At 35.9% G+C, this 25,340-nt stretch carries 26 protein-coding genes; 2 read left to right on the top strand and 24 right to left on the bottom strand.

All coding sequences use genetic code 11. The annotated features are described in order from the left end of the window. Positions 1 to 120: 120 nt before the first annotated feature. The 20 genes from AC07SW_RS04775 to AC07SW_RS04680 form a co-directional block, all read right to left on the bottom strand. Positions 121 to 474: a single-stranded DNA-binding protein gene (locus tag AC07SW_RS04775; RefSeq protein WP_034571034.1), complete on the bottom strand. Its 354-nt coding sequence runs from the start codon at positions 472 to 474 to the stop codon at positions 121 to 123. A 107-nt stretch (positions 475 to 581) separates the two neighbouring features. Continuing rightward, on the bottom strand, positions 582 to 776 hold the full coding sequence (locus tag AC07SW_RS04770) for a DNA-directed RNA polymerase subunit beta (protein WP_034571037.1): 195 nt from the start codon (positions 774 to 776) through the stop codon (positions 582 to 584). A gap of 43 nt (positions 777 to 819) precedes the next feature. After that, positions 820 to 1,806, bottom strand: a complete 987-nt coding sequence (locus AC07SW_RS04765; RefSeq protein WP_034571040.1) for a rod shape-determining protein — start codon at positions 1,804 to 1,806, stop codon at positions 820 to 822. Between the two features lie 165 nt (positions 1,807 to 1,971). Next, positions 1,972 to 3,285 carry a UDP-N-acetylglucosamine 1-carboxyvinyltransferase gene (gene murA / locus AC07SW_RS04760; RefSeq protein WP_119907708.1) on the bottom strand — a complete coding sequence of 438 codons (1,314 nt, stop codon included), beginning with the start codon at positions 3,283 to 3,285 and terminating at the stop codon, positions 1,972 to 1,974. Between the two features lie 151 nt (positions 3,286 to 3,436). Continuing rightward, positions 3,437 to 3,670, bottom strand: a complete 234-nt coding sequence (locus AC07SW_RS04755; protein ID WP_034571047.1) for a DUF1146 family protein — start codon at positions 3,668 to 3,670, stop codon at positions 3,437 to 3,439. Positions 3,671 to 3,913: 243 nt separating this feature from the next. Next, a complete protein-coding gene (locus AC07SW_RS04750) occupies positions 3,914 to 4,336 on the bottom strand; it encodes a F0F1 ATP synthase subunit epsilon (protein ID WP_034571050.1) in 423 nt (140 codons plus the stop codon). 12 nt (positions 4,337 to 4,348) lie between these two features. Further along, complete coding sequence (gene atpD, locus AC07SW_RS04745) at positions 4,349 to 5,779, bottom strand: F0F1 ATP synthase subunit beta (RefSeq protein WP_034571053.1); 1,431 nt, start codon at positions 5,777 to 5,779, stop codon at positions 4,349 to 4,351. Between the two features lie 24 nt (positions 5,780 to 5,803). Continuing rightward, entirely contained in the window at positions 5,804 to 6,721 is a 918-nt protein-coding gene (locus AC07SW_RS04740; RefSeq protein ID WP_034571056.1) for a F0F1 ATP synthase subunit gamma, read from the bottom strand. A gap of 15 nt (positions 6,722 to 6,736) precedes the next feature. Next, positions 6,737 to 8,290 (bottom strand): F0F1 ATP synthase subunit alpha, encoded by a 1,554-nt coding sequence (gene atpA, locus AC07SW_RS04735; protein ID WP_034571059.1) that lies wholly within the window; start codon positions 8,288 to 8,290, stop codon positions 6,737 to 6,739. Between the two features lie 29 nt (positions 8,291 to 8,319). After that, complete coding sequence (gene atpH / locus AC07SW_RS04730; RefSeq protein WP_034571062.1) at positions 8,320 to 8,862, bottom strand: ATP synthase F1 subunit delta; 543 nt, start codon at positions 8,860 to 8,862, stop codon at positions 8,320 to 8,322. Continuing rightward, positions 8,859 to 9,365: a F0F1 ATP synthase subunit B gene (gene atpF, locus AC07SW_RS04725; protein ID WP_034571065.1), complete on the bottom strand. Its 507-nt coding sequence runs from the start codon at positions 9,363 to 9,365 to the stop codon at positions 8,859 to 8,861. Before atpF ends, atpH begins: the two co-directional genes overlap by 4 nt. 84 nt (positions 9,366 to 9,449) lie before the next feature. Continuing rightward, positions 9,450 to 9,662, bottom strand: a complete 213-nt coding sequence (atpE, locus tag AC07SW_RS04720) for a F0F1 ATP synthase subunit C (RefSeq protein ID WP_010054312.1) — start codon at positions 9,660 to 9,662, stop codon at positions 9,450 to 9,452. 63 nt (positions 9,663 to 9,725) lie between these two features. Continuing rightward, the gene (gene atpB / locus AC07SW_RS04715; protein ID WP_034571068.1) at positions 9,726 to 10,442 is read right to left on the bottom strand and encodes a F0F1 ATP synthase subunit A; all 717 of its coding nucleotides are present in this window, start codon (positions 10,440 to 10,442) and stop codon (positions 9,726 to 9,728) included. Positions 10,443 to 11,056: 614 nt separating this feature from the next. Beyond that, positions 11,057 to 11,686 carry a uracil phosphoribosyltransferase gene (gene upp, locus AC07SW_RS04710; RefSeq protein WP_034571091.1) on the bottom strand — a complete coding sequence of 210 codons (630 nt, stop codon included), beginning with the start codon at positions 11,684 to 11,686 and terminating at the stop codon, positions 11,057 to 11,059. A 149-nt stretch (positions 11,687 to 11,835) separates the two neighbouring features. After that, on the bottom strand, positions 11,836 to 13,077 hold the full coding sequence (gene glyA, locus AC07SW_RS04705; RefSeq protein ID WP_494632354.1) for a serine hydroxymethyltransferase: 1,242 nt from the start codon (positions 13,075 to 13,077) through the stop codon (positions 11,836 to 11,838). An 82-nt stretch (positions 13,078 to 13,159) separates the two neighbouring features. Continuing rightward, positions 13,160 to 14,176 carry an L-threonylcarbamoyladenylate synthase gene (locus tag AC07SW_RS04700; RefSeq protein WP_494632353.1) on the bottom strand — a complete coding sequence of 339 codons (1,017 nt, stop codon included), beginning with the start codon at positions 14,174 to 14,176 and terminating at the stop codon, positions 13,160 to 13,162. Between the two features lie 24 nt (positions 14,177 to 14,200). Further along, on the bottom strand, positions 14,201 to 15,052 hold the full coding sequence (prmC, locus tag AC07SW_RS04695) for a peptide chain release factor N(5)-glutamine methyltransferase (protein WP_494632352.1): 852 nt from the start codon (positions 15,050 to 15,052) through the stop codon (positions 14,201 to 14,203). Continuing rightward, a complete protein-coding gene (prfA, locus tag AC07SW_RS04690; protein WP_034571099.1) occupies positions 15,042 to 16,118 on the bottom strand; it encodes a peptide chain release factor 1 in 1,077 nt (358 codons plus the stop codon). Before prfA ends, prmC begins: the two co-directional genes overlap by 11 nt. Before the next feature lie 29 nt (positions 16,119 to 16,147). Continuing rightward, positions 16,148 to 16,720 carry a thymidine kinase gene (locus AC07SW_RS04685; RefSeq protein WP_034571101.1) on the bottom strand — a complete coding sequence of 191 codons (573 nt, stop codon included), beginning with the start codon at positions 16,718 to 16,720 and terminating at the stop codon, positions 16,148 to 16,150. 164 nt (positions 16,721 to 16,884) lie between these two features. Further along, positions 16,885 to 18,750: a hypothetical protein gene (locus AC07SW_RS04680; protein WP_494632350.1), complete on the bottom strand. Its 1,866-nt coding sequence runs from the start codon at positions 18,748 to 18,750 to the stop codon at positions 16,885 to 16,887. Positions 18,751 to 19,002: 252 nt separating this feature from the next. Here AC07SW_RS04680 and AC07SW_RS04675 point away from each other — a divergent pair, with 252 nt between their 5' ends. Next, complete coding sequence (locus AC07SW_RS04675; protein WP_135022580.1) at positions 19,003 to 20,352, top strand: Mur ligase family protein; 1,350 nt, start codon at positions 19,003 to 19,005, stop codon at positions 20,350 to 20,352. A 1-nt stretch (position 20,353) separates the two neighbouring features. Further along, positions 20,354 to 21,025 (top strand): type 1 glutamine amidotransferase, encoded by a 672-nt coding sequence (locus AC07SW_RS04670; protein ID WP_494632349.1) that lies wholly within the window; start codon positions 20,354 to 20,356, stop codon positions 21,023 to 21,025. Between the two features lie 38 nt (positions 21,026 to 21,063). Here the strand turns inward: AC07SW_RS04670 and AC07SW_RS04665 are convergent, their stop codons facing one another. From AC07SW_RS04665 to manA, 4 genes are all read right to left on the bottom strand, one after another. Continuing rightward, positions 21,064 to 21,669 (bottom strand): class I SAM-dependent DNA methyltransferase, encoded by a 606-nt coding sequence (locus AC07SW_RS04665; protein ID WP_119907702.1) that lies wholly within the window; start codon positions 21,667 to 21,669, stop codon positions 21,064 to 21,066. 45 nt (positions 21,670 to 21,714) lie between these two features. Further along, on the bottom strand, positions 21,715 to 23,484 hold the full coding sequence (locus AC07SW_RS04660) for an ABC transporter ATP-binding protein (protein ID WP_311908121.1): 1,770 nt from the start codon (positions 23,482 to 23,484) through the stop codon (positions 21,715 to 21,717). After that, complete coding sequence (locus tag AC07SW_RS04655; RefSeq protein ID WP_051915668.1) at positions 23,481 to 24,131, bottom strand: MarR family winged helix-turn-helix transcriptional regulator; 651 nt, start codon at positions 24,129 to 24,131, stop codon at positions 23,481 to 23,483. The genes AC07SW_RS04660 and AC07SW_RS04655 overlap by 4 nt, the downstream gene beginning before the upstream one ends. Positions 24,132 to 24,311: 180 nt before the next feature. After that, positions 24,312 to 25,274 (bottom strand): mannose-6-phosphate isomerase, class I, encoded by a 963-nt coding sequence (gene manA, locus AC07SW_RS04650; protein ID WP_119907700.1) that lies wholly within the window; start codon positions 25,272 to 25,274, stop codon positions 24,312 to 24,314. Positions 25,275 to 25,340: the final 66 nt, after the last annotated feature.

Raw genomic sequence — 25,340 nt, 5'->3', positions numbered from 1 at the left:
CTCTTTTCAGTTTCTCCACTTGTTTTCATTATACTATTTTTACCTCAACAACAAAAGGCGAAACCTAAAGAGTCTAGCTTTCTTCATAATCTTTTCATACTTATAGGACAATTTCAGGACTTATTTGTCATTGGTAGCCATTTTTGCTGTCTCTTCTGATTTTTTCTTAAGAATCAAACTGACTTCTTCCACTCGAAGTTCTACTGCAAAAACGGTCTCGTCTTCCTTATTCAAATACGTTCTAGACTGCATGCGGCCACTTAAGCCAAGCTGAACACCCTTTTCACAATTATCTGCAATAATTTTAGCTACTGGTCCCCAAGCAACAAATGGAATAAAATCAGCTTCTTGTTTTTTATCTTTTTTATATATTCTTTGAATGGCTAATGTATTATTGATGACTTGACTTCCATTCCCTACCTGTTGTATTTCAACTTCTCTTACAATTCTTCCTATCAATGATACTTGATTCATTTTGTTCACTCCTTTTTTCTGTCTAGTCTAACTATCCGCATTTTTATCTCATCTCATTAAAAAAAGCTACTTAACAAATTTGTTAAGTAGCTCTAGCTAAAACAATATTAAATTCCCTTACTAAAATAACTGAAAATGTGCTTCCATGTTGCACCACTAAAAATTGCAAAAGGATTGCCATCCCCTAAAACACCAAAGCCAATCATTGCTCCTATTAAAAAGGTCATTATGATCAAGACAAGCACAATCAATACTTTCAATGCAAAGGGCATTGGAGTAGTTCTTATTTTATTCTCTTTCAACGTAACACCTCTTCAATCAATTACTCTCATAAGAAAGTTTGCTTTAACGACGTTTTTTATTTATGTTTTCAAGTAAAATTCCAGTTCCAAGCGCAACTGCATCTAATGGATGTTCTGCAGCAAATACAGGAACTTTAAGCTCTTCTGCGAATAATTGGTCAATCCCATCTAGCAAAGCTCCTCCGCCCGTTAAAATGACACCACGGTCGATAATATCTGCTGATAATTCAGGAGGAGTTTGTTCTAGAACATCTTTTGCTTGTTGAACAATCAACATCATTGATTCATTCAAAGCTTCTTGCACTTCTGCAGAAGTGATGGTAATCGTTCTTGGTAATCCACTTACCATATCACGACCTCTAACGTCCATTGAGTCATCACGATTGTTAGGGAAAACTGTTCCAATTTCAATTTTGATAGATTCTGCAGTACGTTCACCAATCAACAATTTGTATTTTTTCTTCACATATTGAGTGATTTCACTGTCTAATTTATCGCCAGCTAATTTAAGTGAACGACTTGTCACAATATCTCCCATTGAAAGAACTGCAATATCACTTGTTCCTCCGCCAATATCAATGACCATGTTGCCGCTAGGTTGGAAAATATCCATTCCAGCACCGATTGCTGCTACTTTTGGCTCTTCTTCAAGGTACACATTTTTACCACCGCTTTTTTCAGCAGCTTGAATAATGGCTTTTTGCTCAATTGAAGTAATGTTTGTAGGACAGCAGATTAAAATGTTTGGTTTTGATAAAAACCCTTTTACGTTTAATTTATCAATAAAATATGAAAGCATTGCTTCAGTAATATCAAAATCAGCAATTACTCCATCTTCAAGAGGACGAATCGCACGAATATTTCCTGGAGTACGCCCAACCATACGATATGCTTCTTCTCCAACAGCTAGTACTTGATTTGTTGCGGTATCAACTGCAACTACAGCAGGTTCATTTAAAACAATCCCCTTGCCTTTCACATGTATTAATACATTTGCTGTCCCTAAATCTATCCCAATATCTTTCGCCATTATCTTTGTTCTCCTCTCAAAGCTCTTGTTCATTTTTAGGCTATCTATTTATGTAGCCATCTAATTTTCTATTATAGCATAACTTATCTTAATGGGAAACCGTGATTTTATGAATATTTTCTAAAAAAAAACACATCTTAACGATGTGTTTTTCTAGTAATTCTCTTATGATGCAAAAATTTGATCAAGTTCTGCTTCTTTTAGTAGATGCTCTTCTTCTTCATTGATACGTTCAACATCAGCACCTAATGCTTGTAATTTTTTATGGAATTCAAAGTAACCACGATCTAGGTACTCTAAATGAGTCACACGAGTGTAACCTTCAGAACATAAACCACTTAAAATCAAAGCTGCTGCTGCTCTTAAATCGGTTGCTGCTACTTCAGCTCCTTGAAGTTTTGTTGGACCATAAATAACAAGAGATTGACCTTCAACTTTAAACTGAGCATTCATGCGACGTAATTCTTCCATATGCATGTAACGATTTTCAAAAACGGTTTCAGTCATCGTACTTGTTCCTTCAGCCATTAATTGAATTGCCGTCATTTGAGCTTGCATGTCTGTTGGAAAACCAGGATGAGGCATTGTTTTTACATCCGTTGCTTTTAATTTTTCAGGACCAATAATACGTAGACCCTTTTCTTCTTCAATAATCGTTACATTCATTTCTTTTAATTTTGAAATTAATGGTTTATTATGTTCTGCAACTGCATCTTCCACCAAAACATTTCCTTGTGTCATTGCTGCAGCAATCATAAAGGTTCCTGCTTCAATCCGGTCAGGAATAATTGAATGTTCAATGCCTGTTAATTCTGCAACGCCTTCAATTCTAATGGTTTCAGTTCCTGCTCCCACAACTTTTGCACCCATTCGGTTTAAGAAGTTCGCAAGATCCACAATTTCTGGCTCTCTTGCAACATTTTCAATTGTTGTGGTTCCTTTTGCTAAGGTTGCTGCCATCATGATATTTTGAGTTGCGCCAACACTTGGAAAATCAAGGTAAATACGAGCGCCTACTAATTCATCAGCAAATGCCTCTATATAGCCATTTTCGATATGTACTCTCGCACCCATCGCTTCAAAGCCTTTTAAATGTAAATCGATTGGTCTTGTACCGATCGCACAACCACCAGGTAACGCTACTTTTGCATGTCCCAAACGTGCTAGTAGTGGACCCATTACAACAATTGATGCTCGCATTTTGCTTACATATTCAAAAGGTGCTTCAAAATTCAAATCATGTGTTGCATTAATTTGAACTTCTTTATCTGTTTCATTAAATGCTACATCTAAGTTTAAATGGTGTAATACTTCATTGATTGTGTATACATCTGATAAAGTTGGAACATTTGTTAATTTACTTTCTCCAACGCTTGCTAAAATTGTCGCTGCTAAAATTGGTAAAACAGCATTTTTAGCACCCTCTACTTTAACTGTTCCTTCAAGACGTTTGCCGCCACGAACAATTATTTTTTCCATGTTAACCCCTCCGAAAAATCTCAGTTAATTCTTTCATTTAAAATTACGTTATTTTATTATAGATTTATGCCACTTTTGGCATTATATCATGAACATCGTTGTTTAAACAAATTATTAACTAGTAATGTAAAAAAACTTATGGAAATTTAATCTAATTAAGTAAAAATATTAGATTTTTAGATAAATTCAAAAATTCTAAAACAAAATTACTGACTGTATATCCAATGGTAATTGAAAAAAAAACATACAAAATACGTGCTTGTGCGACATGATTTTTCTTAATCCATGATTCAATTCTCAAGCCTTTTAAAGCCCAAAATGAAACCATAATAAAAAAAATATTTGTTGCAATTCCTATGATGGCTTGAACACCTAAAAGGTTCATTTTTTCTACCATCCTTTCGTTATTTAAATATATGCTACCATAAATACATCAAAAAATAAATCATTCCTATTTCATTTGCAACATTCTTAATATTTAAGGGGAGCCTTAATTGTATTGTTATGCATTTTTTTATCTTTTGTATGTATATTTTTATATTTATTTGTTATTTTAAATATAAAATTATGCCAATAAAAAAACAAGTACGCTTCAATTAATATTATTAATTGAAGCAACTTGCAACTTTTAGCGACGATGTTTTGACACACTGATACGATTGATTGCTTTGTTAAGAGCAACGGTTGCTCGCTGTACAGCATCTCGGTCTTCTTTTTCATGCGCTTCTTGAATTCGTTTCTCAGCTCTTGATTTTGCTCGTTCAGCGCGATCAAGATCAATGTCACGTTCGCGCTCAGCACTGTCTGCAATAATCGTACAAACATTGTCACGAACTTCCATTACGCCACCATTCACAGCGATTGCATCTTCATGGTTTTCTGAATCTACTCGTTTGATACGAACTTCATCAATTGATAAAGGAACAATAATAGGCGCATGTTGAGGTAAAATCCCCACTTCTCCATCAAGTGTTTTAGCAACAACCATTTTAGATTGGTGGTTGTAAACAATGCCATCAGGGGTAACGATATTTACTTTTAAAATAGCCATAGTTACTCCTCCTTATTCAAAACCTTGAGCTTTGGCTTTCTCTACAACTTCTTCGATACGGCCAACACTTCTAAATGCATCTTCTGGAAGATCATCGTATTTCCCATTTAAAATTTCTTTAAATCCACGAATTGTTTCTGAAACAGGAACATAAGATCCTGGTTGTCCTGTAAAGGCTTCAGCTACATGGAAGTTTTGCGATAAGAAGAATTGAATACGACGAGCACGTGATACAAGAACTTTTTCATTATCAGATAATTCATCCATCCCTAGAATGGCAATAATATCTTGTAATTCACGGTAACGTTGTAAAATTTGTTGAACCTCTGTTGCAATTTTGTAGTGTTCTGCGCCAACAATTTCAGGTGCTAAGGCACTTGAGGATGATGCTAGCGGATCCACTGCAGGATAAATCCCTTGTTCAGTCAATTTACGCTCTAAGTTGGTTGTTGCATCCAAATGGGCGAAAGCTGTTGCTGGAGCTGGATCGGTATAGTCATCGGCTGGTACATAGATTGCTTGAATCGATGTAATTGAGCCTTTTCTTGTTGATGTAATACGCTCTTGTAATTGACCCATTTCAGTAGCAAGTGTTGGTTGGTACCCAACGGCAGATGGCATACGGCCTAAAAGAGCCGATACTTCTGAACCAGCTTGTGTGAAACGGAAGATGTTATCGATAAATAATAGAACATCTTGACCTTCATCATCACGGAAATATTCAGCAATTGTTAAACCGGTTAAAGCAACACGCATACGTGCACCAGGTGGTTCATTCATTTGACCAAATACCATGGCTGTTTTTTCAATAACGCCAGACTCTCTCATTTCAAAGTATAAGTCGTTCCCTTCACGAGTACGTTCACCTACACCAGCAAATACAGAGATTCCGCCGTGTTCTTCAGCAATATTGTGGATTAATTCTTGGATTAATACGGTTTTACCAACACCGGCACCACCAAAAAGACCAATTTTACCACCTTTTAAATATGGAGCAAGTAAATCAATTACTTTGATACCCGTTTCCAAAATTTCAGTACTGCTACTTAACTCATCAAAAGTTGGTGCGCTTCTATGAATTACATCGCGTCTGTGATCAGCTGGAAAAGGTTCCTTCAAATCAATTGTTTCACCTAAAACATTAAATACACGACCTAATGTTTCGCTACCTACAGGAACAGAAATTGCTTTTCCTGTATCTACAACGTTCATTCCACGTTGTAAACCATCTGTTGACTCCATTGCAATCGTACGGATTACGCCGTCACCAAGTTCCAAAGCAACTTCTAAAACCACTGTTTCAGTGTTTTCATCTGCTGTTCCTTGTTTATTTTTAATTTTTTGTACAATAAGGGCATTGTTAATATCAGGTAATGATCCATCTAATGGGAATTCCACATCGACAACGGGTCCAATTACTTGAACAATTTGACCTATACTCATTCGTTTTTCCTCCCACTTATTAAACTATTCTAATGCCGAAGCTCCACCGACAATTTCCGTAATTTCTTGCGTGATTGCGGCTTGACGCGCACGGTTATAATGGATGGTTAAATCATCAATAATTGATTTAGCATTATCCGTTGCACTCTTCATGGCACTCATTCTCGCAGCATGCTCCGCGGCCTTAGCATCTAAGATAGCGCCATATATCAAACTTTCGGCATATTGTGGCAATAGGATATCCAAAATTGCTTCTTTAGAAGGTTCGAAGATATATTCCACTTCATATTCAACGGATTCGCTAGCATCCAAATCGCTTAATGGCAACATTTTTTCAGCGCGATATTGGAACGAGAGTGAATTAATATGGTGATTGTAACAAACGTACAATTCATCAAATACTTCATTTTTATACATTTCTGTCGCAGTTCTTGCAATCTCTCTGACTTCTTCAAAGGAAGGTTGATCACTGATATTGCGTAGTTCATAGGCCAAGTTCATTCCTCTTGATTTAAAGAAATTCGCTGCGGCTGAACCCACTGCCATAAAAACATACTCATCAGATGATTTATGATCTTTTGTAATCATATCAACTGTTGATTTAATAACAGAACTATTGTAGTTACCAGCTAAGCCCTTATCCGAACTAATAACGATATAACCAGTTTTTTTCACGGGTCTTTCAATCAGCATATCGTGAAAATCTACATTAGATGCAGAGTTTGAACCGATTAAATTGCTATCTTCAATCAAAGCTAGTTGAGTCGCTGCCATATGGGTAACGACTTCTCTAACTTTTGACGCGTAGATTTGGAAACCTGCTGCAACATCTTCAGCTTTGCCTAATTTTGCACCCGCAACCATTTGCATGGCGCTTGTAATTTGACTCGTCTTTTTAGTTGAAGCAATTCTTTTTTTGATATCAATTAAAGAGGCTGCCATTTATCTCCACCGCCTTTATTTTGTTTCAGATTCATCTTTTTCATCTGTTGAGCTTGAAGTTACACCCATTGGTAAAAAGATTTCTTTAAAAGCAACGATTGCTGCATCTAATTTTTCAGAATCTGGTAAATCTTTTGTTTCAGTAATTTCAGCTAATATTTCAGGTTTCTCTTGATCTAAGAAATCAAAGAATTCTTGTTCAAAGCGCAAAATCTCATCTACTGGAATAGAATCCAAGAAGCCATGTGTCAACGCATATAAGATCATTACTTGTTTTTCAACAGCTAATGGCGCGTGCAAGTCTTGTTTTAAAATTTCAACTGTACGACGTCCACGGTTTAACTTCGCTTGCGTTGCCGCATCTAAATCTGAACCGAACTGAGTAAAGGCTTCTAGTTCACGGAAACTTGCTAAGTCAAGACGCAATGTTCCTGCTACTTTTTTCATCGCTTTAATTTGAGCTGCCCCACCTACACGTGATACAGATAAACCAGCTGCAACAGCGGGTCTTGTACCGGCGTAGAATAAGTCACTTTCCAAGAAAATTTGTCCATCTGTAATCGAGATAACGTTCGTTGGAATATAAGCTGAGATATCGCCTGCTTGTGTTTCAACGAAAGGCAATGCTGTCATTGAACCGCCACCTAGTTCGTCGTTTAGTTTTGCTGCACGTTCTAATAAACGTGAGTGTAAATAAAAGACATCCCCTGGATAAGCTTCACGACCTGGAGGACGACGAAGAAGCAAGGAAATTTCACGGTATGCCGCTGCTTGTTTTGATAAGTCATCAAAAACAATTAGGACATGTTTGCCGTTGTACATAAATTCTTCACCCATCGCACTACCAGAATATGGTGCAATAAATAACATTGGCGCAGGTTGAGAGGCACTAGCTGTTACGACAATCGTATAATCCATCGCACCAAATTTTTTCAATGTTTCTACTTGGTTACGAACAGTGGATTCTTTTTGACCAATCGCTACATAGATACAAATCATATCTTTGCCTTTTTGGTTGATAATCGTATCAATTGCAATACTTGTCTTTCCTGTTTTACGGTCACCAATAACAAGCTCACGTTGACCGCGACCAATTGGAACAAGTGCATCAATCGCTTTTAATCCAGTTTGAAGTGGTTCTGAAACAGATTTACGTTGCATAACGCCAGGCGCTAAGGTTTCAACAGGACGTGTTTTAGACGTTTTGATTTCGCCAAGTCCATCGACTGGTTGTCCTAGTGAATTTACAACACGACCAATTAAGGCTTCTCCAACTGGAACTTCCATAATACGTCCTGTTCTTCTAACTTTATCCCCTTCACGAATTTCTTCGAAAGGTCCTAAAATAATAATACCAACATCATTTGACTCTAAGTTTTGGGCCATTCCGAAAACGCCATTTGAGAATTCTAATAATTCCCCAGCCATAGCATTTTCAAGTCCGTATGCGCGCGCGATTCCGTCACCGATATATGTTACCGTTCCAACTTCATCAACAATTAATTCATTACGGTATCCTTCTACTTGTTGCTTAATTAGAGCACTGATTTCTTCAGCTTTAATGCCCATTACCTCTTCACCTCTTCAACCTTTTACATTTATTTAGCAATTTGTTTTTTCAATGTTTCTAAATTTAAACGAATACTACCATCAAAAATTTGATGTTCTGCTTCGATGATTACGCCACCTAAAATCTCAGGATCAACAACTTCGTCAAAAATCACTTTTTTACCGTCTAATTTTTTTACAAAAACATCCGCTAAACGTGTTTTTTGTGCTTCTGTTAAAGGCACTGCTGTTGTCACTTTCGCTAAAATTGTCCGGTTTTTGTGGTCATAAAGCTTTTCAAATTCATCCACGATCAATTCCATGTCGCCCATGCGATCATAATCAAAAATCATTAAGACAAAGTTTTGCATCAACTCTGGAAAATTCTTAATTAAATTGTCCACAATCGGACGTTTTTGAGCAAGTGTTAATCTGGCATCTGATAAAACTAAGCCCAACCCAGGATTTTCGCCAAAAATTTGACGAATATCCATCATATTATCAAAAGCTTCTTTGATACAGTCGTGCTCTTCTGCTAAATTATAATATGCTTTTGCGTAACGAGTTGCTACTGTGTGCTTATTTAATTTCATTTGTCATCAGCCAACCCTTCAATGTACTCATCGATTAAAGCGGCATGTCCCTCACTTGTAAGTTCTTTACCGATTAACTTCGCTGCAATTTCCATTGATAGTTGACTCACATCACTTTTAACGCTTTCTATTGCTTTTTGTTTTTCCATTTCGATATCCAACTGTGCTTCAGCTTTGATGCGTTCTGCATCTTCTTTCGCCTTTTCCAACATATCACGTTTGATTCTTTCACCATTTTCTCTAGCGTTGTTTAAAATAGTCAAAGCTTCATTACGAGTCTCATCCATTTTTTCTTTGCCTTCAACAGCTAAACGATTGGCTTCAATACGAGAGTTTTCTGCACTGTCAATATTTTTCGAAATTTGCCTTTCACGTTCCTCCATAATCCCCATTAGAGGTTTCCAAGCAAACTTTTTTAGAACTAACAATAGCAATAAGAAGGCTAATAAGACAAAAATTGTATCTCCAGCACTGGTAGATTCTCCTAATACTAAATCGTACATTCCCGACACTCCTTCTAATCACTTATTCATAGATGAACCAAAAAGGCAGATGTATGAAAATTTTTTCTCCGCCTTTTATTCGTTCTATTTAAATACTAAGATAAAGGCAATAACTACTGCCATAATCGGAACAGCTTCAATAAGACCGACTCCGATAAACATCATCATTTGTAAGCGACTTTGTAATTCTGGTTGACGTGCTACTGATTCGATTGTTTTTGAAATAACTTTTCCGTTCCCTAATGATGCTCCGATTGCTGCTCCTGCTACTGCGATTGCTGCTCCAATTAAACCCATGATAAAATTTCCTCCTTAAGAGTGTTACACTCTTTTTCTAAATTTAATTACTGTTAGTGATTGTTACTCTTCTGCTTGCACTTTATGTGCCATGTAAACCATTGTCAAGGTTGTAAATACAAAAGCTTGAATACTTCCGATAAAGATAGAGAAACCTTGCCAAACCATTTCTAATGGGATCCCAATGATCCACGTTAAGATACCGTGACTTTGACCAAAACTTGCAATCAAGCCTAATAGAATTTCACCTGCATATACGTTACCATATAGACGCAATGCTAACGTTAATGTATTCGTGAATTCTTCCAATATCTTAATAGGAAGTAAGAACGATACCGGTTTGATATAACTATTTAAGAAATAGTTTTTAAACCCTTGTTCTTGAACACCAAAAAAGTGAGTCAATAACACGACCATCAATGCTAATGATAGACAGACGATTGGGTCTGCTGTTGGACTCTTCCATGCTTGATAACCTCCGATTGTTAGCATTAAAGGCAATCCCATCATATTAGATACAAAAACAAATAATAACAAAGTAAAACCTAATAGTTGGAATTTTTCTCCCTCTTTCCTAGAAATCGGTCCTGAAATAATGGTTCGAACAAAATCCACAATCCATTCGATAAAGTTTTGAGCTCCTGTTGGCTTGATTGCCAGCTTTCTTGTACAAAAGAAAACAACAAGAAACACAATCAAACATGCAGCTAGAACTGTGATCATGTTTGTGACATTGAAACCCAACCCAAACAAATGAATTATTGGAGCTTTATGTTCCACAACTTTCACCTCTTTTCCAAAATTGAACTTTCATCCAACGAAGTTAGGTAAAACAAAACAGAGTGATGATTGAAAAAATGAATCTATGATACCTCTTATTTTATCTTTTAAGCCATTCGTTGATCCTCTCTATTCTATCATAAATAAGAACGCTTTTACTATTATAAACTTTGTTTTTATTTATTCTATCAAAGGATAATTCACAACTTATCAAGGTATCATTTTTCCAAGTTCACTCTTTAACATTTGCTATCATACCACCATTCTTTCTAAAATACAAAGCTTTTTGAAAAACATTTCTGTTTTTCAAAAAAAAGCTTTGATACCAACGTTAATTCATTAATATTATCTATTTTTTCTATTAGAAACTCTCTATTTGTTTATGGGTTTTATTTAATCTGTTTTTCACAAAGTTAGCGAATGAAAGTATGCCCCATATGGTAGCGTTTTAGTTTTGATATTTTAAACTTTATTTTTATTTAAATTTTACTAATTTTTATTTTTAGAAAGAGAATTCCCCCTTCTCTTAATGAACAATATTTAGAAAATTTATCTATTAAAAAAGTTTCTATCAATTAAACATTGACAGAAACTTTTGGTATCATTTTAATCGTTTATTTAGTTCCAAACAAACGGTCACCAGCATCCCCTAATCCAGGAACGATATAGCCGTTTTCATCTAATTTTTCATCTAATGAGGCTACGTAGATATCCACATCAGGATGAGCTTCTTGTAAGGCTTTCACGCCTTCTGGAGCTGCTACTAGACAAACAAATTTAATGGTTGTTGCGCCACGACGTTTTAAGGCATCAATTGCCATAATCGCAGATCCTCCTGTTGCTAACATTGGATCAACTACTAGCATTTGACGTTCATTAATATCACTTGGAAGTTTTACAAAGTACTCAACTGGTTCTAATGAATCATGGTCACGGTATAGCCCGATATGACCAACTTTAGCTGCTGGAATCATTTGAAGCATTCCGTCAACCATTCCAAGACCGGCTCTTAAAATTGGAACGATGGCAACTTTTTTACCAGATAATTGTTTTTGAACAGATTTTACTAAAGGCGTTTCGATTTCAACATCTTCTAATGGCATATCTCTTGAAACTTCGTAAGCCATTAACATAGCTATTTCATTAACAACTTCCCTAAACACTTTTGTTCCTGTTTTTGTTTGGCGAATCATTGTTAACTTATGTTGAATCAACGGATGATCTAATACTTGGAATTTACCCATTTTTTTCAGCCCTCATTTTCTAAAAATTTTTTTAAACAATTCTATTGTAATTGAAATCACTGTATATAGCTAGTAAAACTTTGTGTTTTTGAGTTTTTTTTTGAAAAAAAGACCATTCAGAAAAACGAGGCTCTGAATGGTCTTAGCTTTTATTTTTCAGTTGGGTAAAGAGGATAGCGATCAGTCAAGGCACGTACCTCTTTGCTGATTTCTTCCAGTTTACTAGTATCGTCTTTAGCTGTTAAGGCTGCTACGATTAATGAAGCGACTTCTTTTGAATCTTCTTCAAGGAACCCTCGTGTTGTAATGGCTGGTGTTCCAATTCGGATACCGCTTGTTTTAAATGGACTTAAGGTTTCGAAGGGAATGGTATTCTTATTTACAGTAATGCCTACGCTGTCTAGAATGGCTTCGGCTTCTTTACCGTTTAAACCAAAATTAGTGACATCTAAAAGCAATAAGTGATTGTCTGTTCCTTGACTAATCAAATGGCCCACAGAGCCGTTAAAAACAGATTCCATTGCTTTAGCATTTTTAATGATCTGAGTAGTATAAGCTTTGAAGCTTGGTTCCATTGCTTCTTTAAAGGCTACTGCTTTTCCGGCAATCACGTGTTCTAATGGTCCACCTTGAATTCCTGGGAAAATAGCACTGTTTAAGGCTTTTCCGTATTGTTCCTTGGCTAAAATCAAACCGCCGCGAGGGCCACGTAAGGTTTTATGAGTTGTTGAGGTTACTACATCTGCGTAAGGAACTGGATTTTGATGATCTCCTGTTGCTACTAGTCCAGCAATATGAGCCATGTCGACCATTAAAAAGGCACCCACTTCATCAGCGATTTCTTTGAATTTTGCGAAGTCAATGGCTCTTGAGTAGGCACTTGCTCCAGCAATAATCATTTTTGGTTTGCCTTCAAGGGCTTTCTTTTTAACTTCTTCGTAATCGATCATTTCCGTTTCTTTGTCGACGCCGTAAGCAATAAAGTGATAGTTTTTTCCGCTAAAGTTAACAGGTGAACCATGGGTTAAATGCCCACCATGGGTCAAATCCATCCCTAAAATAGTATCTCCTGGTTCTAGAAAGGCATTAAACACAGCCATATTCGCTTGTGAACCTGAGTGTGGTTGAACATTTGCGTATTCTGCACCAAATAGCTCTTTTACTCGATCTATTGCTAAATTTTCTACGATATCTATGTACTCACAGCCACCGTAATATCTTTTGCCAGGATAACCTTCTGCATACTTATTGGTTAAAATACTTCCTTGTGCTGCCATAACGGCTTTAGAAACAAAGTTTTCTGAAGCAATCAACTCAATATTGTGTTCTTGACGATCACGTTCTTGATCAATTGCGCCCCATAATTCACGATCAAATTCTTCAAAATTCAACTTCAACACTCCATCCCTTTTAAGTTGTCTTTAGTATAGCATTTTTTTTATGAGATTTCTCACTTTTTGCTTTAAAAGTTCGTTAAAAATATTTTTTTCCAGCAGATTTTTCTAATCGGTTCATATAAGCTTCGCCAAAATCGTTACTAGGATAAGCTTCCGCTAAAATGACCGTTGCATCTGTATTTTCAAAAAAACGCAAACCCGCATATAGATAGTGAGAAGCATCTTCAATGTTCGTTTTTTTACCCAAAGAAAAAACAGCACTTACTTGATTTTGAAAATAGGAAATGCGTTCTTCATTTGCTAATAATCCCACTTTTTCGCCCAATGTAAGGTAATGGTTAATTGCTTCTTGCCATTTTGGGTTATCGCCATCTACAATGATGACTGGTTCTGCTGGAGAATAGTGTGTGTATTTCATGCCAGGAGCTTTTGGTGTTTCTTTTTCTCCAACTAAATGTTGATCAATAGAGATTGAGCCAATTACCTTTTCTATCTCCTCTTTAGTGATGCCTCCTGGTCGTAAAATCATAGGTTGTTCAGGATTTGTGATATCTAAAACAGTTGACTCTAAGCCTAGCCCTGTTTGTCCATCTTCTAGAATCCCAGCAATTTTCCCATTTAAATCGTGGTAAACATGTTCACTAGTGGTAGGGCTTGGGCGACCAGAAGTATTGGCACTTGGACCCACTAAGGGGGTGTTTGCTTTTTTTATCAACTCAAGAGTTGCGGAATTGTTTGGCATGCGGATTGCAACACTTGTTAAACCGGCTGTTACCGTAGGTGCAAAAACGCCCTCTTTTGCATTGAAAATTAACGTCAATGGACCTGGCCAAAAACGGTTCATCAGCTGTTGTGCAATTGTTGGAACTTCTTCAACTAAATCATTCAACTCTTTTTTTTCAGCGATATGAACGATTAAGGGATTGTCACTAGGACGTCCTTTTGCTAGATAGACTTGCTGTACAGCTTTTTCGTTCATCGCATCTGCGCCTAAGCCATAGACGGTTTCCGTTGGAAAAGCGACTAATTCTCCTGCTTTTAATAAGTCGGCAGCGTTTGTAATCTGATTTTTTTGAAATCGTTGAGTTTTCATTTAAACTCCTTCTTTCTAAATAAATTAAGGCAATTGGACAAAAATCATGCGATCATGCCCAGTTAAGTCTTTTTCGATTGTTACGTGACTTGCGGGGAAAGCTTCTTGGAATAGAGCAGCGACAGCTTTTCCTTGTTTAAATCCGATTTCTACTATAATTTGACCTTTTGGTTTCATTAAAGGAGGCAATTCTTTTGCTAATCGTTGGTAAATAGCTAACCCGTTTTCTTTGGCAAATAGTGCTAGATGAGGCTCATTTGTTAAGACGACTTCATCAACTAATGGTTTCTCATCTTCTGAAATATAGGGAGGATTTGAAATAACGACATCAAATTGTTTTTTTGCAACAGGTTCCGTTAAATCTCCCTCCAAAAAGAGCACCTCTGCTTCAAGTAGTTTCGCGTTTTCTTTTGCAACAAGTAGGGCTTTTTTTGAAATATCAACGGCTGTTACACAATCTTGCGGACGTTCTTTTTTGACAGTAATGGCAATTGCTCCACTTCCTGTTCCGATATCTAAGACTGCTAAACGTTCTTTTTCAGGGGCATTCATTTTTAAAAATTTTTCGATAATTTCTTCTGTTTCAGGACGAGGAATCAATGTATCTTTTGTCACTTTAAATTGGCGATCATAAAACCATTCGTAGCCTAAAATATGTTGCAGAGCCTCGCCATTAATGAGAGCATCCATATCTTTTTCAAGTTGTTTTTTTATTTCAGTTGAAATTTCAGTTTTGAAAGCAAGAATTAAGTCCGTTTTATTCCAGTTTAATCGTTCTAGCAACAGGCGTTCGCTTGCTCGTCCATCTAGCTGATGCTCTTCTAAAAAAGAAGAAGCCCAATGAAGGACTTCCTGATAAGTTTGGTTAATTGCCATTTTTCATTTGCTCCAGTTTTTCGGTTTGATCAAAGACCACTAATGCATCAATCACTTCATCTAGCTTTCCTGCTAAAATTTGATCTAATTTTTGAATTGTCAGCCCAATACGGTGATCAGTTACTCGGTTTTGTGGGAAATTATACGTTCGGATACGTTCGGAACGGTCCCCAGTACCAATCGCTGACTTGCGGTTGGCATCATACTCACTTTGAGCTTCTGTTTGCAACATATCGTATACACGTGCACGCAAAATTTTCATCGCTTTTTCTCTATTTTTAATTTGTGACCGCTCGTCCTGCATCGCAACTGCAATTCCCGTTGGCAAGTGAGTTAAGCGTACTGCTGAAGCAGTTTTATTGACATGTTGCCCACCCGCTCCACTTGCGTGATAGATATCTGTACGAATGTCTTTATCGGCTATATCCAATTCAACTTCTTCTGCTTCTGGCATCACCACAACAGTTGCCGTTGAGGTGTGGATTCGTCCTTGTGATTCCGTTGATGGAACACGTTGAACTCGGTGAGCACCACTTTCATATTTTAATTTTGAAAAGACGTTGCTGCCTGAAATCATAAAGATAATCTCTTTATAACCACCGATTCCTGTGATGTTGGCTTCTAGCACTTCGGTTTTCCAGCCTTGGCCTTCTGCATATTTTTGGTACATCCCAAATAAATCTCCTGCAAATAAGGCTGCTTCATCGCCACCGGCTGCGCCACGAATTTCCATGATAATATTTTTATCATCATTTTCGTCTTTTGGCAATAGTAAAATTTTGATTTTTTCTTCAATTTGTTCTTTTTCTTTTTTTAAATCAGACAATTCTTCTTTGGCCATTTCAGCCATATCTGAATCTAGATTTTCTCCTAGCATTTCTTCTGTATCGGCAATATCGTTTACAACTACTTTATAACGACGGTAAACTTCAACGGTTTCGCGTAATTGTGATTCTTCTTTTGTTAATGCCATTAAGCGTTTTGTATCACTAATAACTTCTGGATCGCTTAATAATTCGCCAAGTTCTTCATAGCGACCTTCAACGCCTTGTAATTTATCAAACATTGTGTGGTAACACTCCTTTTAAGTTTTCTTTAATTGATTGGTGGGTGGTGATAGTGCTTTCGACAAACGGGAAAGTAGGCTTCGTTTCCGCCAATTTGAATCTGTTCGCCAGTATAAACAGGTTTTCCATCAACCATTCTCATGTTCATAATGGCTTTTTTATGACAATACCAACAAATCGTTTTCATTTCTTCGATTTTATCTGCATAAATCAATAGATATTGTGAGCCTTCAAACAGTTCATTTCTAAAATCATTTTTCAAGCCAAATGCCATGACTGGAATATCTAATTGATCGACAATATTCGCAAGCTCATGGACGTGTTTTTTGGTTAAAAATTGAGATTCATCAATCAGCACACAGGCTGGTTTAAAGCCAATTGTTTCAATTTCGTTTAGAATGTTTGTATTGTCAAAGATAGGGATAGCTTCTCTACGAAGGCCAATTCGGCTTGAAACGATGCCAACTTCATCCCGATCATCTATTCCGCTAGTCATAATGACAACGGGTTTATTTTGTTCTTCATAGTTATGCGCTACTTTTAAAATCTCAATCGTCTTGCCACTGTTCATTGCGCCATACTTAAAAAAAAGTTGTGCCATGCTTATTTTCCACCCTTTTCTTTCTATAGGAATCCATCTAGCATTATACTGTAAAATGGTGAAGATTTCATCTTTTATTTATAAAAGCTTTTTCAAATGACCTCAAACGGAAAAACCTTTAAACAGATTGAATCTGTCTAAAGGTTTTTCAAACGAGTAAATGATTATTTAGTTGTTTCATAAATTTTTCTTAAAACCTGATTTAAGTAGTCCATTACTTCATAATTTTCAACAACTTGAAGAAGCTCGCGGTATTTTTTGGCGGTTAAATTAATTTTCGGATTTTTAAAGAAGTTGCGTTTTCGCAGTTCAATTTCTTCTTTCATTGTAGAAATTTGATTGGAGCGAATAAATTCTTCGATCAAATGACGATTGATTCTTTTTTTTAAGCGTTGTTCTGATGGTGTTAACTGACTTAAATGAAACGCGTCTGGATCTGATTCAAGTCTTACTAAGTAATCTAAATAAATCATCCATGTGTGTTCTAAATAACGAACTTTTTGATAGATATCATTGTACTCTTTCAAGGTTAATTTGGGTTTTGTTAATTTTTTTGCATTATCTATTTTTCTGCTTCGACTTAAGTAGATATCTCTCTCTTCAGAAATTGACTCTTTTATGAGGGATTTTGTTTGTACTACTTTTTGATCGTTGATTAAATCCAGGCTAACTTGATCTTCTTCTTTTACATCTACAAACTCAACTTTTTGAGGAAGGCTTTCATGAACATTATCGAAAATAGGTTCTACGGCTGGTTGACTACTTCCGTTTGCTTGTTGCAGTTGGTCTTTTAACAAGTGATTTTCATGCTTTAGTTGTTGAATAAAAAGTGTTAGTTCTTTTTTTTCATAGTCAAATGCTTCTGTTTTACTTGCTAAGTTTCGCTCTACTAGAGCTAAATTCGCTAGTAATTGTTTTTCTTTTTCTAAAAAAGCAACGGCTTTTTCTGTTTGATTAGATGATTCTACTATTTTATTTTCAAACTTCGCTACTAGTCCTTTTGTTCGCTCGTTTAGTTGTTCAATTTGATTGATTTTTTCCTCAATGTAGTGTTGTTGTTTTTGCTTTTTTTCTAATTCTGTTGTATATAATTCGAGTTGTTTGTATTGTTGCTTAATTTTTTCAAGATCAACGGTGTGGTTTTGGTTGAATTTATTTTGCAACAATTGAGAAGTTTCTTGAACTTGCTTCATTTTCGGCTCTAATTGATTTAATTTTGTGGCAACTGTTGTGTAATGACTTTCCAAAGATTCTTTTTCTTTGGTGAAAGAATCTATCATTGCTGCTATATTGTCTAATTCTGTTTGTTTCGATTGTAATTGTCTCTCCAACGTTTCGTCTAAATTGTCTGCTGTAGAAAGTTGGGTATCTATTGCTAAAACTTGTTGGCGTAACTTTTCTAAGTTTTCGATGATTGTTTGAATCAACGGATTGGACGTTTCAATTAATTGGCCTGGCCTTGGAACGTAGCTTTCAACTGGTCTTGATTGAGGCAGCGGTGAAACTCTAGCCGTCAAATTTTGACTAAGACGTTGAATTTCAATTTTTTTCCAATTGGCTAAAATACTGCCCGTTGCATCGACGCCTTGTTTCATTAATGCATCTCGTATTTCAATTTTACTGAATTGTTCGTATTGATAAATAAATTTTAAGAAAAAATTTAAACACAACCGAATGCGATGTGATTCAGTCACTATATAAGCTTGATAGACTTGCATGTAAGGATTATTTTTTTCAAAATTATGTTGGTAATTTGTCAGGACTGCTATAATTTCTTGTTGATTTTGAAGCAAACTATTTTCACCGCGTACTTCTATGATCACTTGCTGCTTTAAATCGGCTACCGTTTCTGGATTGCTGATTTCAATAATTTGTTCATGGCTAAATTCACTAATATTTGTTGTAACGTATTGATTAATTTCCTTAATTAGTTCGCTTTCTTTTAAAAGAGTTACTCCACCCCTGGTATCTTTTAATAACACACTTTCTCGATTAAAACACTTGATGCTTATACTTATATCTTCCAACATAGTCCTCGTCCCTTTTTTCTGTATAATGATTTAAATAACGTACCTTGTTATTTTAACTTATTTTCATAAAAAATACACTCCTTATTTTTACTATTATTCTTGGTAAAAATAAATAAGTGATTACTAGAAACTATTTAATTTTGTTTAAATTTTAAGTTTCTCATGAGGATGTTGAGTTTTTTTAATAAAAATTCAAAAAAAATATGCTATGATATGTTAGACTATCATAAGTATTTTTTGGAGGGAACAAGTGTGAGTATACGAAGCAGCTTTGCCATTACGGTGGGGAAAACGACAAGATGGGGACTCCATACCTTTTTTAAAGGTGGTAGTAGTCTACCTGGTGTGATTACAAAAAAACTAGATCCAACGGTTCTTGGCGCATTAGCGAAAGATTTTGAAGTTGTGATTGTGACTGGAACAAATGGAAAGACATTAACTACAGCTCTTACTTATCAAGTTCTAAAACAAAAATATCCAGATATTATTACAAATCCAACAGGTGCAAATATGCAGCAGGGAATTATTTCGACTTTTCTAACCCACCACTCTTTTAAAAAGACAACACATAAAAAAATTGCCGTTTTAGAGGTAGATGAAGCTAGTTTAGTTCATGTAACTAAGTATATTAAGCCAAAGGCGATTCTATTTACGAATGTTTTTCGCGATCAAATGGATCGTTTTGGAGAAATTTATACCATTTATCGGATGATGACGGATGGTGCAGCTCTTGCACCAAATGCAACCATTGTGAGCAATGGTGATGCGCCTATTTTTAATTCGGTAGAAACAGTCAATCCTCGAGTTTATTTTGGCTTTGACCATTTGCCTGATGGTGAAGAAATGGCTCATTTCAATACAGATGGCGTCCTTTGTCCTCATTGTCAAAATATTTTACATTATAAATTTATAACCTACAGTAATTTAGGGAAATATTATTGTCCAAATTGTGACTTTAAACGTCCTGAACTTGCGTATCGTTTAACTGAAATGGTGCATACCGATCATGAATCATCTGAATTTATTATTGAGGGTGAAACGTTTAAAATCAATGTCGGTGGCTTATATAATGTTTACAATGCATTATCTGCTTACTCTATTGGTCGCATTTTCGATGTTCCTCCTGCAGATATCCGCAAAGGGTTTGAACTATCCGAAAAAGTTTTCGGGCGACAAGAAAGTATCAAAGTTGGCGATAAAGAAATCATTATCAATTTAGTTAAAAATCCTGTTGGCTTAAATCAAATTTTAGAAATGATTGCGCTAGATCCAGAGCCTTTTTCACTCGTTTCAGTACTCAATGCAAATTATGCAGATGGGATTGACATTAGTTGGATTTGGGATGCTAATTATGAAAAAATTCAAGATATGAACATTCAACAAGTAACTGCTAGTGGTGAACGTGTTGAAGATATTGCGATTCGTTTAGAAGTTGCAGGTGTTCCAAAAGAAGACTTGAAGGTTATTCCTAATTTACAAGACGTGATTAAGGACTTCAAAAATGCACCGACTAATCGTATTTACGTGTTAGCAACTTATACAGCTGTTTTACAATTACGCAAAGAATTAGCCAACCAAGGGCATGTAAAGGAAGGGATGTAAGATGTACAACTTAAAAGTCTGCCATCTCTATGGAAATCTTTTAAACACCTATGGAGATAATGGCAACCTCTTGATGCTAAATCATCGGGCAAAACAAAAAGGCATCCAACTGGATATTGAAGTTATCAGCTTAAAAGAAGCGTTTGATCCAGCCAAATATGACATCGTCTTTTTTGGTGGCGGTCAAGATTATGAGCAATTAATTGTTTCAAAAGACATTCAAGATAAAAAAGAAGCCTTAACTCAATATATCGAAAATGACGGCGTTACGGTTGCCATTTGTGGTGGCTATCAATTACTTGGTCATTACTATATAGATGCCAGTGGCAATAAAATCGATGGAATTGGTGCGTTAGATCACTATACTTTGAGCCAAGACAACAGTCGCTTTATTGGGGACATTGTCATTAAAAATGAAGAATTTGGTGAAACCTATGTTGGTTTTGAAAATCATAATGGTATGACCTTCCTTGGTAAAGACGAAAAACCGTTAGGAATAGTCCGAAAAGGCAAGGGAAACAATGGCAACGATCAAACTGAAGGCGCGATTTATAAACAAACCTATTGTTCTTATTTCCACGGACCATTGCTTGTAAAAAATACTGTTTTAACGGATCGTGTGTTAAAAGCGGCAATGAAGAATCGCTATCCAGAGATTGAATTAGCGGATTAAAAAAAGCATCTTACATAAATTGTAAGATGCTTTTTTGATTATTTCTTAGTCGCCTCTAGGATAAATAAAGAGGCATCTTGATTCATAAATAACTGATTTCCATGATAAAATGTTCTTGCTTTTAGATTTGTAAAACCGATTTTTTTCATTGTTTGAATCAATTCCTGCTGTTTAAAACCTGAATGAACTTTATCCGAAACCACTGCTTCATTATAATCAAAATCAATGATTAACAACTGTCCATTTCCATTAAGGGCGCGATACAAATTCGAAAGCAACGTTTCAATCGTTGGAATATGGAGCAAGACTTGAACTAAAAAAATACAATCTCCATGTAACGTAACTGATGGATCTACTTCACCGTCTACACAAAGGGTCGTTGCATTTGATAGGTGTTTGTCGTTGATTTTTTGTTCAACCATTGCAATCATGTTTTTTGAAGCGTCCACAAATTGGATAGATTTAAAGTCACTTAACAACTCCATGCCGACAAGTCCCGTTCCACATCCGTAATCAATTGCTGTCTGTTCTTTTCCTTTAGGTAGCTGTTTCTGAATGGTTTCCGCAATTATTTTAGCAATTTTTATTCGCTCTTCATTTTCATAATTTGCCGCCATTTTTTCAAATACGTGAATATTTCCCATTTTACACCTCTGTTAAACAATTGATTTATTTTAGATTTATTTCATTTATTGTTTAAATTGTTCTTTAACATATCGATGGTACAATTCATGTGTTTCAACTAATTCTTGATGTGTCCCTTCACCGGTTACCTCACCGTGCTCAATAAATAAAATTTTATCTGCATGAACAATAGTTGAAAGGCGATGGGCAATAATCAAGGTTGTTCTTCCATTCATTAGATTTGTCAACGCTTTTTGTACCATTTCTTCTGATTCACTATCTAAACTAGCTGTTGCTTCATCTAACATCAAAATCTTAGGATCACGTAAAAAGGCTCTTGCAATCGCCAACCGTTGACGTTGCCCACCAGATAGCTTAACCCCTCGTTCGCCAACTTCTGTGTCTAATCCATGTGGCATTTCTGAAACGAATTGACGAGCATAAGCGAGTTCCAATACGTGCCATAATTCTTCGTCAGAAAATGCTTTGTTGATGCCATAGCCTAAGTTATCCCGTATTGTTCCTGATAGAATGGCACTTTCTTGCGCCACATAGCCAATTTGAGAGCGCCATGAATACAACGACACTTCTTTCAAGTTATGGTTTCCAATTGACATTTCACCCGCTTGTGGCTCATAGAAACGTTCCAATAAAGAAAAAATTGTTGATTTCCCTCCACCACTTGGACCTGCAAAGGCCACTACTGTGTTCGGTTTTGCTACAAAGGAAATATTTTTTAAAATAGGGTGTGCCTCATCATAAGCAAACGAAACATCCTCTACTTTAATTTCTTTCCCCGTCACATCAACAGCTTCGCCAACAGTAAAATCTTCTGCTTCCATTGCTAAAATTTCTGAAAGACGTTCTGTTGAGCCTTTTGTTTTTTGTAGTTGTGAGAAAAATTGGGCAAATTGAGCAGCTGGAGCGATAATTTGAACTAAATAAAGTAAAAAGGCAATCAAGGTTCCATTCGATAAGCTTCCATCTGCTACTCTTAATGCTCCGTAAGTTAAAATCCCTACAAAAATACTCATCATCACTAAAATCATAATTGGGCCAATCACTGATTGAACTTTAGCTTCTGAGACTCCGATATTAAATAATTTTTTTATTCCGTCTTCACCGTGTTCTTTCTCAACCGTTTCTCCATTTGAAGCTTTTACTAAACGAATTTCAGATAACGTTTGACTTGTAATTCCAGTGAAATCAGCGGTTTCTTTTTGCAATTTTTTGGCAATTTTATGCATCATGCGACCTACAGGCATTAGAACTAGCATCACAATAGGTACCGAAATAAAAATCATCAGCATCATACGCCAATCCATAATCGTTAAGATAATTAAGGCACCCACCATTGAGATGATACTTGTAATAAAGCTTGGAAATTGATCTGCTACCAACATTTTTACGGTTGTTGTATCGTTAATCAATCGGCTTACCGTTTCCCCCGTTTTGGTATTTTCGTAATACTGAACTTTTAAGGTGATTAATTTATTCCAAACTTGTTTTCTTAATTTTGCTACGATTTCTTCCCCAACGTAACCTAACATAAATGAGCCTATGCTACTGATTAAGGCTTGAAAAATGAAGGCTCCGATAATTAAGGCAATCAGGCCTACCGAAATGCTAGCCATACTAAAGCCATCTATTAAATTTTTAGTTAATAATGGAACTGCTAATCCCGCTAAGGTTGTAATCGTGCTTAAAATCAATCCAAAAACCAGAAGACTTTTTCTAGGCTGTGTATTGCGAATTAATTTAAAGAATGCTTTCCACGAATAATGTTCGCCCTTTGTTACAATTATTTCTTCTTCACTTTCTGGTACTTCTCTCATTGCTCTTTTCCTCCAAAAAATTTAGTCATAAATTCGTTTCGCTCTTCTTCATTTTTAAATTCAGACGGATGATGAAAGAAATCAACACGATCCATTCCATCAGGCTGATCTTCAAAGTCTGAAAAAGAATGTCCTGGATGTCTTCTTCTTTCTCGCCCACCAAAATCAGGTCTTCTTCTTCTTTGTTGCATGTGTTCAAACCATTCTTCTCGTTGATCTTTAGAATTGGTTAATAATTTTTCTAGTAATCGATTCAATTCTGCTTGTTCTTCTTCATCTAAGCTATTGAAAAAAATCTCGCTAAAATCACCGATTTTATCCGATTTTTCTTCGCTTGCTGTTATACCTGACTCAGTAAGATGAATCAACGTCACGCGTTTATCTTTTTCATCTTTTTTACGAGTAACAAAACCCGATTTTTCTAATTTTTTAATCAGTTCAGAAACAGAAGATGGACGGATATCTAATTCTTCTGCTAATTGGCTAGTCGTCATTTCACCGTTATGTTTCTTTAATATTCCTAGAACTCTTTGCTGACTTGAAAAATGTTTACCTCCACGATTCATACTCATAAATCCCATCATTCTGTGGTTTTGTCTCATTAATTGTTCAAAATTATTAAATAATGTCTTTGATAATTCACTCATATTTTACACCTCAATTAGTTTTTCGTCTTTAAGTAGGTACCTAACAATTAACATCATACACCCTCTTACATAAAAAAGCAAACTATTTAGGTACCTAGTTATTAATTTTTTATTTATATAAAAAAAAGAGTAAGTAGAAATATTTTTCTACTTACTCTTTAACTTACTTAACCGTTTAATTTAACGATTTTCTTTCCCAGGAGTTGAAGCAATAATTTGTAATTTTCCATCAATACTCCACTGTTTGATGCCATTCGGTAAAATAAAATGAACCCCTTTTGTTAATGGATAACTTGAGCCGTCTACTAAAGATAGCTTTCCTTCTCCTGCTAAAACACTCACTAATGTATAGGGTGCAGTTGCTGTAAAATCAGCTTTTCCAGTAATATCCCACTCATACACATCGAAGAAATCCGATTCCACATAAGTCGTTACTTCAACATTTTCATGATTTTTGGTCTCAATATGCAAGACTGGATCAATATGAGGAATCGTCGTTACATCAACGGATTGTTGAATATGCAATTCCCGTAGCTTACCTTGATCGTCTTTGCGATCATAATCATAGACACGGTAAGTGGTATCACTGCTTTGTTGGGTTTCAAGAATCATAATCCCTGCTCCAATTGCATGAATCGTCCCACTTGGTACATGGAAAAAATCGCCTTTATTGACTTTAATACGACGTAATAATTGATCCCATTGTCCAGACTCAATCATCTGTTCCAATTCTTCTTTACTTTTAGCATGATGCCCATAAATGATTTCAGCACCTTCGTCTGCGTCAATTACATACCAACACTCTGTTTTACCTAGTTCGCCTTCATGCTTTAACCCATACGCATCGTCTGGATGAACTTGAACAGATAAATCATCATTGGCATCTAAAATTTTAGTTAATAAAGGAAAAACATCCCCTTTAGCATTTCCAAAAAGATCACGATGTTGGCTCCAAACCTCCGCTAAGGTCAGTCCTTTGTAGGGTCCATTTTTAACAATACTTGGGCCATTGGGATGTGCACTGATCGCCCAGCATTCTCCAACTTTATCGCTTTGCAAAGAATACCCAAAAACGTCTTTTAACTTTGTTCCACCCCAGATTTTCTCTTGTAAAACGGCTTCTAAAAATAATGGTTCATTCACGTGTTTGTTCCTCCTCTACTTTTTACATTCTTTAGTTTACCATATTTGAAAACGATTTTATGAAAA

Source organism: Carnobacterium sp. GW821-FHT04C06 (assembly GCF_059420345.1).
Note: the sequence above shows the minus strand (reverse complement) of the source record. Positions and strands in the feature narration are given on the sequence as shown.